General features: G+C 66.2%; 7 protein-coding genes, 1 tRNA gene and 3 pseudogenes. 1 reads left to right on the top strand and 10 read right to left on the bottom strand.

From position 1 onward, the window contains the following. Nucleotides 1-152: 152 nt before the first annotated feature. From QZ588_RS16655 to recA, 10 genes and pseudogenes are all read right to left on the bottom strand, one after another. Nucleotides 153-1,250: an MraY family glycosyltransferase gene (locus tag QZ588_RS16655; protein ID WP_295544073.1), complete on the bottom strand. Its 1,098-nt coding sequence runs from the start codon at nucleotides 1,248-1,250 to the stop codon at nucleotides 153-155. Between the two features lie 266 nt (nucleotides 1,251-1,516). Next, nucleotides 1,517-2,014 (bottom strand): transcription termination/antitermination NusG family protein, encoded by a 498-nt coding sequence (locus tag QZ588_RS16660; RefSeq protein WP_295544075.1) that lies wholly within the window; start codon nucleotides 2,012-2,014, stop codon nucleotides 1,517-1,519. A gap of 164 nt (nucleotides 2,015-2,178) precedes the next feature. Further along, a tRNA-Ser gene (locus tag QZ588_RS16665) sits at nucleotides 2,179-2,269 on the bottom strand. Nucleotides 2,270-2,384: 115 nt separating this feature from the next. Next, a complete protein-coding gene (csrA, locus tag QZ588_RS16670; protein WP_295544077.1) occupies nucleotides 2,385-2,606 on the bottom strand; it encodes a carbon storage regulator CsrA in 222 nt (73 codons plus the stop codon). A gap of 277 nt (nucleotides 2,607-2,883) precedes the next feature. After that, entirely contained in the window at nucleotides 2,884-4,107 is a 1,224-nt protein-coding gene (locus tag QZ588_RS16675; RefSeq protein WP_295544079.1) for an aspartate kinase, read from the bottom strand. A gap of 61 nt (nucleotides 4,108-4,168) precedes the next feature. After that, entirely contained in the window at nucleotides 4,169-6,781 is a 2,613-nt protein-coding gene (gene alaS / locus QZ588_RS16680; RefSeq protein ID WP_295544081.1) for an alanine--tRNA ligase, read from the bottom strand. A gap of 221 nt (nucleotides 6,782-7,002) precedes the next feature. Further along, on the bottom strand, nucleotides 7,003-7,593 hold the full coding sequence (locus QZ588_RS16685; RefSeq protein WP_295544083.1) for a regulatory protein RecX: 591 nt from the start codon (nucleotides 7,591-7,593) through the stop codon (nucleotides 7,003-7,005). A 63-nt stretch (nucleotides 7,594-7,656) separates the two neighbouring features. After that, nucleotides 7,657-8,094 (bottom strand): annotated as a pseudogene (locus QZ588_RS16690) (DNA recombination/repair protein RecA); the annotation flags it as partial. Between the two features lie 351 nt (nucleotides 8,095-8,445). After that, nucleotides 8,446-9,201, bottom strand: a pseudogene (locus tag QZ588_RS18175) (recombinase RecA); the annotation flags it as partial. Then, nucleotides 9,178-9,789 (bottom strand): annotated as a pseudogene (recA, locus tag QZ588_RS16700) (recombinase RecA); the annotation flags it as partial. The pseudogenes QZ588_RS18175 and recA, both read right to left, overlap by 24 nt. Nucleotides 9,790-10,235: 446 nt before the next feature. Here recA and serC point away from each other — a divergent pair. Next, a complete protein-coding gene (gene serC / locus QZ588_RS16705; RefSeq protein WP_295544085.1) occupies nucleotides 10,236-11,330 on the top strand; it encodes a 3-phosphoserine/phosphohydroxythreonine transaminase in 1,095 nt (364 codons plus the stop codon). Nucleotides 11,331-11,446 lie beyond the last annotated feature (116 nt).

Raw genomic sequence — 11,446 nt, forward strand, 5'->3', positions numbered from 1 at the left:
GTCGCTGAGGTGTTCTTTGACATAGGTGCCGAGCTGTTGCTTGATCAGCTCGAGGTCTTCTTGTGCGAGTGCCATGGTGATCGCTCCCGGAAGTCGCAGGCTCGTTGCTGTCGGCGCACGGGCGCTCGGCGCGCTTGATGCAAGCCACAAGGTTACCAGCCGCGCTTGGAGTAAGCGGGCTCGGCACGTCTTTTGGCCTGTCGTCTGCGCCAAAGGCGGCGACGCGGCGCTACGCGCTGCAGTAGCTTGTAGGTTGCGGCCAGCGCGAGCACGTACAGCCCAAAGAGCGCAGGCTGGGATAAGGACTGCCAGAACACCCGATCGAGTGCGATGGAGACGAACAGTATCGCGGCAAGCACGATGATCAGCAGGGTGACATTGACGCTGAAGCCGGCGCGCTGGAGCAGGTGATGGATGTGGTTGTGGCTGGCTTCGAAGGCCGAGAGTCCTTGGCGCTTGCGCCGCCAAATGGTGGCGAGGGTGTCTGCCACCGGCAGGCCGACGAGCCAGAGGGCGGCGATGGGCGGCACTTCGGCGGGTGCCTGCTGGGGCAGTGCGATGACGAACCAGGCGAGGCAGTAGCCAAGGAAGGTGCTGCCGGCGTCGCCCATGAAGACGTGTGCTCGCTTGCACCAGGGGAAGCGGATGTTGACGGAGAGGAAGCCAAGGACGGCGGCTGCCAGGATGGCCGCTGGCATGGTCAGGGCGGGAGCGACGGCATTGGCGAGTAACAGGACGCCGGCGAGGGAGACGCAGGCGACGCTGCCGGCGAGGCCGTCGAGGCCGTCGAGCATGTTGATGGCGTTGATGAGACCGACGACGGCAAAGATGCTGAAGAGGATTGCCAAGGGGCCGAGGTCGATGGGGCCGAGCCCGAAGAGGTTGCCGAGTGTGTCGACGTGCACGTCGGCGCCGATGACGAGGCAGGCGGCTGCGGCGGCCTGGCCGACCAGGCGGGTGCGGTAATGGAGCTGGTAGATGTCGTCCAGCAGGCCTAAGAGCACGAGGAAGGCGCCGCCGCCGAGGATGACCAGTAGCCCGGGTGTGGAGGTTCCGGCGAGGGTGAGACCGATGCTGAAGGCGAGGAAGATGGCGACGCCGCCGGTGAGCGGTGTGGGGGTGCGGTGTGTTTTGCGCGCATCCGGGTGGTCGACGAGTCCAAGCATGCGGGCGGGAGCGCGCAGCAGGAGGGAGAGGAGCGCGGCAACACCGAAGGCGAGCACTGCAATCAACAGCGTTTGATTATCCATCGTCTGGAGACCCAGGGTTCATGACAGCTTTGCCGTGCAAAGGGGTGACTGCCTCCGGCATTAACTTGTGGTTATACCCGCCATAACGTTACAGGTCGCTAAGGCGGCAGTCTACTTTTTTCTAGGGAAAACCCTTACCATTAACCCATGGGTTGTAGGGCACGGATGGGGTTTGTGAGTTATGGTCATCTCTGGTGTACAGCGTCGGCGAGTGGAGATGATATCTTGTTAACCGATCCCTGAAAAAATGGTGTCTGACCCCGTTTTTAGGGGCGGGGGGCGATGTTGGCTTTGTCGACTGTGGCGGTGACGGTGCGGCCGAGAAGGTCGAGGAGGATTCTTACACGTTCTGAGCCGCTGGCGACTTGGAAGATGCCGTTGAGGCCGGCGAAGGGGCCGTCGACGATGAGGACGGTGTCGCCGGGGGCGAAGTGGGTGGCTTGGGGGTGGAGGATGCGGCGTTCGCGTTCGCGCAGGGTGTCGATGATGTGTTGTGGTAGTGCGGGGATGCGGTCGCCGAAGCGCACGAGGCCAAGGGTGCCGAAGGTGCTGCGGATGGGGTCGTAGGCTTGTTGGGCGGGTTGGATGCCGACGAAGATGTAGCCGGGGAAGAGGGGGACGGTGGCGGGCTTTCGGCGTTTGCCGATGGTGGTGCGGTATTGGGGGAGGAAGGTTTCGTAGCCTTGGCGTTGGAGGTTGGTGAGGGCGATGGTTTCTTGACGGGGTTTGGTGCGTACGACGTGCCAGCGGAGGCGCTCGGACATGGCTTGAAAGGTGGTGAGGTTGTTGCCGGCCGGGTGACGCCTGGCGGAGGACGCCGTGCATACATCCGTGTAGGCTTCACGATAGCATCCCTGCTATCGAGACCCCCGCCAGTCGTCACCCGGCCTGCCTGGGCTGTCACATGGTTGCCGGCGGTGTCTGTGTTTGGCGGAGAGAGAGGGATTCGAACCCTCGATGGGCGATTAACCCATACTCCCTTAGCAGGGGAGCGCCTTCAGCCACTCGGCCACCTCTCCGGTTTACGCTGATATTGTAGCAGGATTGTCTGGGTTGGCGTCCAATCCTGTGGGTGCCCGTGCGGGGATTTTGGGGTTGAGGTACGGCCGGTTGCGGTCCGGCCGGTGTCGGGGGTCAGCTGTTGTGACCGGGGGGGACGCTGGCGCTTTCGCCCTGCCCTGCGGTTTGTTCTTGCTCGCGTTTGATGCGTTCGTAGATTTCTTCGCGGTGGACGGCGACGTCGCGGGGTGCGTTGACGCCGATGCGTACTTGGTTGCCTTTGACTCCAAGCACGGTGACTGTGACGTCGTCCCCGATCATTAAGGTTTCCCCGACACGACGGGTGAGAATCAGCATAGTTGTCTCCCTAATATCCTTCCAGGTTAGTCCTTCGATGCGCTGGTCCGGTGCTTTGTTCCTGTGCCGGCGGCCGTGATCGAGGGACTGTACTCAACCGATGTCCGGGTCGGCGGTGCGCCGCCCGAGGTTCAGATTGTATCAGCTGCGAGCTTTTTGATGCCCATGGCATCTGCGGGTGGGTTTTTGCGGGTTGGGCGGCCGCGGGCTGTGGGCTGCAGGCTTGCCGGGCCGCCGCGGTACGGGCCGTTGGGCGGCGCTCGGTTGGGGCGGATGGTCAGTTGGGTTGGGCGAGGTCGAAGGCGTCGTGCAGGGCGCGCACGCCGAGCTCGAGGTATTTTTCGTCGATGACGACGCTGATCTTGATCTCGGAGGTGCTGATCATGCGGATGTTGATGCCTTCGCGCGCCAGGGCCTCGAACATGCGGCTAGCGATGCCGGCGTGGGAGCGCATGCCCACGCCCACCAGGCTGACTTTGACGATGTGCTCGTCGCCGTGGACTTCGCGCGCGGACAGGGCCTCGGCGGTGTGTTGCAGGATGGCCAGGGCTTTGGCGTAGTCGTTGCGGTGGACGGTGAAGGTGAAGTCGGTGGTCTGGGCGTCGGGGGCGATGTTTTGGACGATCATGTCCACTTCGATGTTGGCCTCGGAGATGGGACCGAGGATTTTGTAGGCGACGCCCGGCTGGTCGGGCACGCCGAGGATGGTGAGCTTGGCTTCGTCCTTGGCGAAGGCGATGCCTGCGATTTTGGCCTCTTCCACGTCGTCTTCCTCGAAGGTGATCAGGGTGCCCTCCCCCGCCTGGAAGCTGGAGAGCACGCGCAGGGGCACATGGTATTTGCCGGCGAATTCCACCGCCCGGATTTGTAGCACCTTGGAGCCGAGGCTGGCCATTTCGAGCATTTCTTCGAAGGTGATGCGCGGCAGGCGGCGGGCCCGGGGCTCGATGCGGGGGTCGGTGGTGTAGACGCCGTCGACATCGGTGTAGATCTGGCACTCGTCGGCCTTGAGTGCGGCGGCCATGGCGACGGCGGAGGTGTCGGAGCCGCCGCGGCCGAGGGTGGTGATGTTGCCGTGCTCGTCGATGCCCTGGAAGCCGGCGACGATGACCACGCGGCCGGCGTCGAGGTCGGCGCGCACGCGGGCGCCGTCGATGTTGGTGATGCGGGCTTTGTTGTGGGCGCTGTCGGTGCGCACCCGGACCTGGGCGCCGGTGTAGGAGCGCGCGGGACAGCCGGCGGCGTCCAGGGCCATGGCCAGCAGGGCGATGGTGACTTGCTCGCCGGTGGCGAGCAGCACGTCGAGCTCGCGCGGCGACGGCTGTGCCTGGAGGGCGTGGGCCAGTGTGAGCAGGCGGTCGGTTTCGCCGGACATGGCGGAGACGACGACCACCACTTGCTGGCCGGCGTCGCGGGCCTGCTTGACTTTGGCGGCGACGGCCTGGATGCGCTCGGGGCTGCCGACGGAGGTGCCGCCGTATTTTTGGACGATGAGGGGCATGGAGGGCGGTGGTTGTTGGTTACTGGTTACTGGTTGTTTGGGCTTGGGTGCGGCTGGGGCTTTAGGCGCTGGCGGCTGTCTCCCTTACCCAGTTGTTGACGAGCGCCAGCGCCGCGGGGATGCCGCTGGGGTCGGTGCCGCCGGCTTGGGCCATGTCGGGGCGGCCGCCGCCGCGGCCACCCACCTTTTCGGCGGCGGCTTTCACCAGGTCGCCGGCTTTGAAGCGATCGGTGAGGTCTTTGGTGACACCGGCGATGAGGTTGACTTTGCCGTTGCTCTCGGCGGCCAGCAAAACGACGCCGGAGCCGACTTTGTGCTTGAGCTGGTCCATGGTGTCGCGCAGGGCTTTGGGGTCGGCGCCGTCGAGCTTGGCGGCGAGCACTTTGACGCCGTCGACGTCGACAGCTTTGTTGAGCAGGTCGCTGCCGGCGCTGCTGGCGAGCTTGGCCTTGAGCTGCTCCAGTTCTTTTTCGAGCCGGCGCGAGCGCTCCACCAGCTGGGCCACGCGCTCGTCGGCGTCGGCGGCGGCGCCTTTCACCAGGGCGGCGATGCGCGCCAGGCGGGCTTCTTCGTCGCTGACCCAGTCGAGGGCGCGCTCGCCGGCGACGGCTTCGATGCGGCGCACGCCGGCGCTGATGCCGCTTTCGCCGGTGATCTTGAACAGGCCGATGTCGCCGACGGCGCGCACGTGGGTGCCGCCGCAGAGCTCGGTGGAGAAGTCGCCCATGCGCAGCACGCGCACCTGCTCACCGTATTTTTCGCCGAACAGGGCCATGGCGCCGGAGGCCTTGGCGTCGTCCAGGCCCATGATGCGGGTCTCGACGGTATGGTTTTCGCGCACCTCGCGGTTGACCAGGCGCTCGATGCTCTGGAGCTGTGCTTGGGTGAGGGGCTCGAAGTGGGTGAAGTCGAAGCGCAGGCGCTCGGGCTGTACCAGGGAACCGCGCTGTTGCACGTGGTCGCCCAGGACTTGGCGCAGGGCGGCGTGCAGCAGGTGGGTGGCGGAGTGATGCAGGGCGGTGTCGCGGCGGCGCTGGCCGTCGACGCGGGCGGTGACGCGGTCGCCGGTCTGCAACTCGCCCTGGGCCATGCGGCCGATGTGGCAGATGATGCCGTCGCCGTATTTCTGGGTGTCTTCGACGCCGAAGCGGGCGCCGCCTTCGGTGCTGAGGTCGCCGCGGTCGCCCACCTGGCCGCCGGCCTCGGCGTAGAAGGGGGTGACGTCCAGCACCACGAGGCCGGCTTCGCCGGGGGCGAGGCGATCGCAGGCTTCGCCGTCGCGGTAGAGGGCGACGACGGTGCCCTGGTCGACGATGTCTTCGTAGCCGGTGAAGTCGGTCTCGCCTTCGAGCTCGATGGTGAGCGCGCTGGCACCGCCGAATTGGCTGGCGGCGCGGGCGCGCTCTTTTTGCTTGGCCATTTCGCGCTCGAAGCCTGAGAGGTCGAGCGTGAGGCCGCGCTCGCGGGCGATGTCGGCGGTGAGGTCCGCCGGGAAGCCGTAGGTGTCGTAGAGGCGGAAGACGGCTTCGCCGGGGAGGACTTGGCCGGGCAGGTCGGCGACGATGTCTTCGAAGATTTTCAGGCCCTGGTCGAGGGTGTCGGCGAAGCGCTCTTCTTCGGCGCGCAGCACTTGCTCCACATGGCCCTGTTTGGCGGCGAGCTCAGGGTAGGCCCGGCCCATTTCGGCCACCAGGGGTGCGACGAGCTTGTAGAAGAAGGCTTGGGTGCAGCCGAGTTGGTGGCCGTGGCGGATGGCGCGGCGGATGATGCGCCGCTGGACGTAGCCGCGGCCTTCGTTGCCGGGGGTGACGCCGTCGACGACCAGGAAGGCGGCGGAGCGGATGTGGTCGGCGATGACGCGCAGGGATTTGGCGTTGAGGTCTTGGGCGCCGGTGGCGTCGGCGGCGGCGCGGATGAGGGTTTGGAAGAGATCGATGTCGTAGTTGCTGTGCACGCCTTGCATGACGGCGGCGAGACGCTCGAGGCCCATGCCGGTGTCGACCGAGGGCCGCGGCAGGGGGCTGAGGTTGCCGGCGGCGTCGCGGTCGTATTGCATGAAGACGAGGTTCCAGATTTCGACGTAGCGGTCGCCGTCGGCGTCGGGTGAGCCGGGGGGGCCGCCTGCGATTGCTGGGCCGTGGTCGTAGAAGATTTCGGAGCAGGGGCCGCAGGGGCCGGTTTCGCCCATGGACCAGAAGTTGTCTTTTTCGCCGCAGCGTGAGAAGCGGGCGGGGTCGACGCCGATGTCGTCGAGCCAGATGCGGGCGGCTTCGTCGTCGTCGGTGTAGACGGTGATCCAGAGTTTGTCGGGGGGCAGGCGCAGCGTGCCGGTGAGGAATTCCCAGGCGTAGCCGATGGCTTCGGGCTTGAAGTAGTCGCCGAAGCTGAAGTTGCCGAGCATTTCGAAGAAGGTGTGATGCCGGGCGGTGTAGCCGACGTTTTCGAGGTCGTTGTGCTTGCCGCCGGCGCGCACGCAGCGTTGGGCGGTGGCGGCGCGGGTGTAGGGGCGTTTTTCGCGGCCGAGGAAGGTGTCTTTGAATTGGACCATGCCGGCGTTGGTGAAGAGCAGCGTGGGGTCGTTGCCCGGCACGAGGGGGCTGCTGTCGACGATGGTGTGTCCGCGTTCGGCGAAGTAGTTGAGGAAGGCGGATCGGAGCTCGGCGCTGCGTTTCATGGGGAGCACTCGGGATGGTCGGGGTTCGGGGGCGGCTGGGTTGTTGGGGGTTGCTTGACTAAAGTGCCAGTGGCCGCGGCCTGGGTAGCGCCCAGCGGGGGACGCCGTGAATACGGCCCTGTAGGCTTCACGATAGCATCCCTGCTATCGAGATCCCCGCCAGGTGCTGCCCGGATCGCTTGGGGGTTTGTTGGACGTCGGGTGTGCATTGTGGGTGTGGGTTAGGGCTCGGCGTCGGTGTTGAGGGCGCGGGCGATGAGGTGTGCTGGGAAGCCGCGATATTCTAGGAAGCGGGCGCGTTTTGCTAGTGTTCGGCGGTCGTTGGGGGGGTTGTGTCCGAATTTGCCGGCGTCGATGCGGGTCATCAAGGCGAGGCACTGTTCGTCTTGGAGGTTGAGGTGTGGGTTGATGGCGGTGTCGGGGAGTCCTTTGGCTTGGAGCTCGGCGCGGATGCGTAGGGGGCCGAAGCCTTTGTTGAGGCGTTCGGTGACGTAGGCGGCGAGCATGCGTTCTTCGCTGAGGAGGCCTTCGGTGGCGAGTTGGTCGAGTACGGTGTTGACGGCTTCGGCGGGGTAGCCGCGGCGGTAGAGTTTGCGCCAGAGCTCGTAGCGGCTGTGTTCGCGGGTGGTGAGGAGCTTGAGGGCGCGGCTGCGGATTTCGGCGGCTTCGGTCGGCGGGGCGGTGGTGGGGGTTTCGGGCTCGGGTTGGTTGGGCTGGGGCTGGCCTGGGGCTGGCGGCGATGGCTGGGGGTCGGGGTGGTGGGTCTGCGGTGGTTGGGTGTGGCGCTGGGGGGTGCGTTTGGGCCTGTCCATGGACATGGGGCTGAGGCTGGGTCTGGGGCTGGGGCTGGGCGGTTGGGTGGGGGCTGGCTGGGTTTAGGGCTCGCCTGTTGTGGGGCCGGCGGTTTCGCTTTCGGGGGCGGTGGCGGTGCGCTTGGGGGGTAGGAGTGCTTCGCGGATTTTGGCTTCGATGGCGTCGGCCATGTCCGGATGGTCTTTCAAAAAGCCGCGCACGTTGTCCTTGCCCTGGCCGATGCGATTGCCATCGTAGCTGTACCAGGCGCCGGATTTCTCGATGATGCCCTGCTGGACGCCGAGGTCGATGATCTCACCGTGGCGCGAGATGCCCTCGCCGTAGAGGATGTCGAACATCACCTGCTTGAAGGGCGGCGCGACCTTGTTCTTGACCACCTTGACCTTGGTCTCGTTGCCGATGACTTCGTCGCCCTTCTTGATGGCGCCGGTGCGGCGGATGTCGAGCCGCACGGATGAATAGAACTTGAGGGCGTTGCCGCCGGTTGTGGTCTCGGGCGAGTTGTGGACCGCAACATGATCCACCAGGTAACTGTGGTTGCCTTCGACTTCCAAATCGAAGCGCGTGCGATGCCCCGGAGCCGCTGGCCGCAGCTCCTTGCGGGTGACGCGCATCGGCACAGCCCGCAGCTGGGTGCGCAGCGCAAGGCGGCGGCCGTTCAGGTGGGCATCGGAGTTGTCCGGCTGCCACTGGAAACGACCACGGAAGTCCGGGTGGAGCTTGTCGTCCAGCGATGGATGCAGATAGGGCGCGATCTTTGCTTGAAAGGCACGCGCGCGCTCGCCGCTGAAGCTCAGTCGATTGGCACTGACCGTGGGGCGGCCCATGCCCAGCTCGGCCAGGCGGTCCGCGAGCCGCTCTTTGTCTGCCATGGAAAGGCTGACACAGCCGATCTCGGCCTCGCCATGCCCCCACTGCTCGTGGCTGGCGGAGAAGGTGCCGTCGTCGCCGTACCAGACCGCCACGGCGCGCGCATCCATCGCTTGCAGCATACCGTCACCGACTTGCCTGCTCTGCGCGCCGTAGGCCTGCCGATGCAGGCCGGCGAGCTGCCCCATCGGGATCGTATCGAAGCCGATGCCGTTGCCGGTGGGCGTGATCTCGTGCGCGAAGGGTGCCAGCATTTCCTGCTTCCAGGCACAGTATTCCCGCTGGCGCTCCGCGTGCCCGACGCGGAAGGCGACGTTGTGCTCGGAGGCATAGCGCAGGGAGCCGTCCCCCAGTAGTCCGCCGAGGATGAGCTGGTTTTGGTCGTGCGAGAGCAGATAATGCTTGGCCGCGACCATGACTTCGTCTCCCACCTGAAGCTCACCGGCCGGACGCTCGCCGCTGGGGGTGAAGATGCGGTGATTCTCGGTGCAGGTGAGCTGACGCCGGCCACTGCTGCCGCCGGCTTCGACTTCCAGGTCGAGCCAACGCTCCGTCTCGCCGTTGCGAAACCAGTTCACCACTGGGCGCGGCACGATCGCGCCGGTTTCAGGGTCCATGGACTGAACCTCCACCGGCAGGCGTTGGTTGACGATTTTGCCAATCTTCTCGGTGGAGCCGTCGGCCAGCACGACCTTCGCATGATAGTCGAAGCAGCCGAACATGACGCCGATCTTCATGCGGATCTGGTTGATGAAGATGACGATGGCGTTGGAGCGCTTGATGTTGGCGGTGAGCTTGCGCAGGGCCTGGGACATGAGCCGGGCCTGCAGGCCGACGTGGCTGTCGCCCATCTCGCCTTCGATTTCGGCCTTGGGGGTGAGGGCGGCGACGGAGTCGACCACCACCAGGTCCACCGCGCCGGAGCGCACCAGCATGTCGGTGATTTCGAGGGCTTGCTCGCCGGTGTCGGGCTGGGAGACGAGCAGCTCGTCCATGTTGACGCCGAGCTTTTCGGCGTAGACCGGGTCGAGGGCGTGCTCGGCGTCGACGAAGGCGGCGGTGCCGCCGACTTTTTGGGCTTGGGCGACGGCGTGCAGGGTGAGTGTGGTCTTGCCCGAGGATTCGGGGCCGTAGATTTCGACCACGCGCCCGCGCGGCAGGCCGCCGATACCAAGGGCGACGTCGAGGCCCAGGGAGCCGGTGGAGACGGCCTCGATGTTGGGAATGGCGCCGGCGTCGCCCATGCGCATGACCGAGCCTTTGCCGAACTGCTTTTCGATTTGACTCAGCGCCGCGGCGAGGGCCTTTTTGCGATTGTCGTCCATGGTGACTCCGAGAAATTGAATGACGTGTACGAACCGGCGGCTGGCCGGTGGTCATGTGATGAAGGTATCACACAGGACCGCCGCCGGCACCAGGTGGGCCGAGGCGGATATGCGGCGGGTGCGGGTGCTGCGGTGCCTGTCGACGGGTTGCATCCCAGCCCCGTGGCGCGCAATGTTTGGCCAATTTCTTGACCCCGGCGCCCGCCCCCGCACATGGTTGCGCGAGTCGCCCCCATGCCGGCGGGTGCCGGCGATGTTGGCCGGCCCGGCGCGTGCAGCCCCGGCACGCCGCGCCCGGACGCCACGCCATTATCGTGCAGCCCCGGCGCGCCGCGCCCGGACGCCACGCCACTGCGGACGCCACGCCACTCTTGTGCGGCCCCGGCACGACGCGCCCGGACGTCGCACCATGACCGAACACACACCGACACGTAAGGAGTCAAACCATGTCCAGACCCTATAACTTCAGCGCCGGCCCGGCGATGCTACCGGAGGCGGTGCTCGAGCGCGCGCAGGCGGAGATGCTCGACTGGCACGGCAGCGGCATGTGCGTGGCCGAGATGAGCCACCGCGGCAAGGAGTTCCTGTCCATCGCCCGGCAGGCCGAGGCGGACCTGCGTGAGCTGCTCGCGGTGCCGGACAACTACAAAGTGCTGTTCCTGCAAGGCGGGGCGTCGCTGCAATTCGCCATGGCCCCCATGAACCTGCTGCGCGGCGCCGATAAGGCCCAGCGCAAGGCCGATTACCTCAACACCGGCAGCTGGTCGAAAAAGGCCATCGCCGAGGCCAAGCGCTTCGCCAGCATTAACATCGCCGCCAGCACCGAGCAGGACGGCACCTTCGCCCGCGCCCCGGCGCAGGCCGAGCTGCGCCTGTCCGCCGACGCCGCCTACCTGCACTACACCCCCAACGAGACCATCCAGGGCGTCGAGTTCCCCTACGTGCCCGAGACCGACAAGCCGTTGGTGGCGGACATGTCCTCCACCATCCTCTCGCGCCCCATCGATGTGTCGAAGTTCGGCGTCATCTACGCCGGCGCGCAGAAGAACATCGGCCCCGCCGGCCTGACGCTGGTCATCGTCCGCGACGACCTCATGGGCCAGCCCATCGACGGCACCCCGGCGATGCTCGACTACAAGATCCAAGCCGACGCCGAGTCCATGTACAACACCCCGCCCACCTACGCCTGGTACCTGGCGGGACTGGTGTTTGAGTGGCTGAAAGACCTGGGCGGCCTCGCCGGCATGGCCGAGATCAACCAGCGCAAGGCGGGCAAGCTCTATGCCGCCATCGACGGCTCGGACTTCTACGCCAATCCGGTGGAGCCCGGAAGTCGCTCCTGGATGAACGTGCCCTTCACCCTCGCCAATGCCGAGCTAGACGCCGACTTTCTGGCCGGCGCCAAAGACGCCGGCCTGCTGACGCTGAAGGGCCATCGCTCCGTCGGCGGCATGCGCGCGAGCATCTACAACGCCATGCCCGAGGCGGGCGTGGACGCGCTGATCGCGTACATGGCCGAATTCGAGCGCACCAAGGGATGAGGCACCCCCGACGGACGGCAACGTTCGGCCCAAGCCTCAGCGGGCTGGGTGGCGGCGGGCGGGGGTCTCGACCGCAGGGATGCGGTCGTGAAGCCTACAGGGATGTATTCACGGCG

The organism is uncultured Thiohalocapsa sp., assembly GCF_913062725.1.
Classification (GTDB): Bacteria; Pseudomonadota; Gammaproteobacteria; order Chromatiales; family Chromatiaceae; genus Thiohalocapsa.

What these genes read in the sequence shown, in the direction of transcription:
- QZ588_RS16685 (WP_295544083.1), bottom strand. Translation starts at nt 7,593, where the DNA reads ATGGACAGGCCCAAACGCACCCCCCAGCGCCACACCCAACCACCGCAG.
- serC (WP_295544085.1), top strand. Translation starts at nt 10,236, where the DNA reads ATGTCCAGACCCTATAACTTCAGCGCCGGCCCGGCGATGCTACCGGAG.
- csrA (WP_295544077.1), bottom strand. Translation starts at nt 2,606, where the DNA reads ATGCTGATTCTCACCCGTCGTGTCGGGGAAACCTTAATGATCGGGGAC.
- QZ588_RS16655 (WP_295544073.1), bottom strand. Translation starts at nt 1,250, where the DNA reads ATGGATAATCAAACGCTGTTGATTGCAGTGCTCGCCTTCGGTGTTGCC.
- QZ588_RS16660 (WP_295544075.1), bottom strand. Translation starts at nt 2,014, where the DNA reads ATGTCCGAGCGCCTCCGCTGGCACGTCGTACGCACCAAACCCCGTCAA.
- alaS (WP_295544081.1), bottom strand. Translation starts at nt 6,781, where the DNA reads ATGAAACGCAGCGCCGAGCTCCGATCCGCCTTCCTCAACTACTTCGCC.
- QZ588_RS16675 (WP_295544079.1), bottom strand. Translation starts at nt 4,107, where the DNA reads ATGCCCCTCATCGTCCAAAAATACGGCGGCACCTCCGTCGGCAGCCCC.